Genomic DNA, 1182 nt, shown 5'->3' on the forward strand with positions numbered 1-1182 from the left:
TTCACCGCCAGACCCGGTCCTATGACCTCGCGTTCAAGCTGGCTGTTCTGGAGAAGATGAGCCGGGACGGCATGTCCGGGCGTGAGGCCACCACCTACTTTCAGATTGGCGATGCCGGCGCAGTGGGGCAGTGGCGGCGCCTGTATGCTCAGGGCGGTGCCCAAGCGTTGGCACCGCCGCCGCTGCCGCCCCGAAAGCCGATGAAAAAGACCCGTTCGTCCAAACCACCTGAGGATATGAGCCGCGATGAGCTGCTCAAGGAAGTCGCCTACCTGCGTGCGGAGACCGACTACCTAAAAAAACTCGATGCCTTGATCCGGGAAGAGCAGGCGGCGCAGGACGCAAAGCGCAAGCCATCCAAGGATTGAGGCAGGTTCATACGCTGTCGCTTCTGCTCGAAGCGGCAGAGCTGTCGCGCAGTACTTTCTATTACCAGAACCATGTCCTGGCCCATCCGGATCAGGACGAGGCAGATCTGTGCGAGCGCATCCGTGCAATCTACGATCAAAGCCAAGGACGCTATGGCTATCGCACGGTGACGCTGGAATTGGCCAATCAAGGCCATCGGACCAATCACAAGCGGGTACAGCGTCTGATGGGGGAGATGGGCCTGAAATCACGGGTCCGCGTGAAGCGCTACCGATCTTTCAAAGGGGCAGCCAATGTTGTGGTTGGCAATGACCTCAATCGCCAGTTCCATGCCGAGCGGCCCAACCAGAAGTGGGTGACCGACGTCACCGAGTTCAAGGTGCAAGGGATGAAGCTCTACCTGTCGCCGATCATGGACCTCTACAACGGCGAAATCGTGGCTTATCAGATCAAGCGCCAGCCCGTGTTCGATCTGGTAGGTCAGATGCTGGACGAAGCCATCAACAAGCTCTCCCCGGATGAGCGCCCCATGATCCACTCCGACCAAGGCTGGCAGTACCAGCATGAAAACTACCGGCACATGCTGGAAAAGCACTCGTTGAAGCAAAGCATGTCCCGGCGTGGCAACTGCCTGGACAATGCGGCAATGGAAAGCTTTTTCGGGACGCTGAAGTCAGAATTTTTCTACCTGAACAGCTTTGACAGCATCGAGAGTCTGGAGGCTGGGCTCGTGGAGTACATCAAGTACTACAACCAAGAGCGCATCAGATTGAAATTGAAGGGCCTGAGCCCGGTACAGTACCGGGAACAGGC

General features: G+C 57.6%; 1 pseudogene. It reads left to right on the plus strand.

Annotated features, from left to right (window positions below):
* Nucleotides 1–1182, plus strand: a pseudogene (locus tag CR919_RS20915) (IS3 family transposase); the annotation flags it as partial.

This window comes from Stenotrophomonas sp. LMG 10879 (genome assembly GCF_002750935.1).
GTDB classification, from domain to species: Bacteria; Pseudomonadota; Gammaproteobacteria; order Xanthomonadales; family Xanthomonadaceae; genus Stenotrophomonas; species Stenotrophomonas lactitubi_B.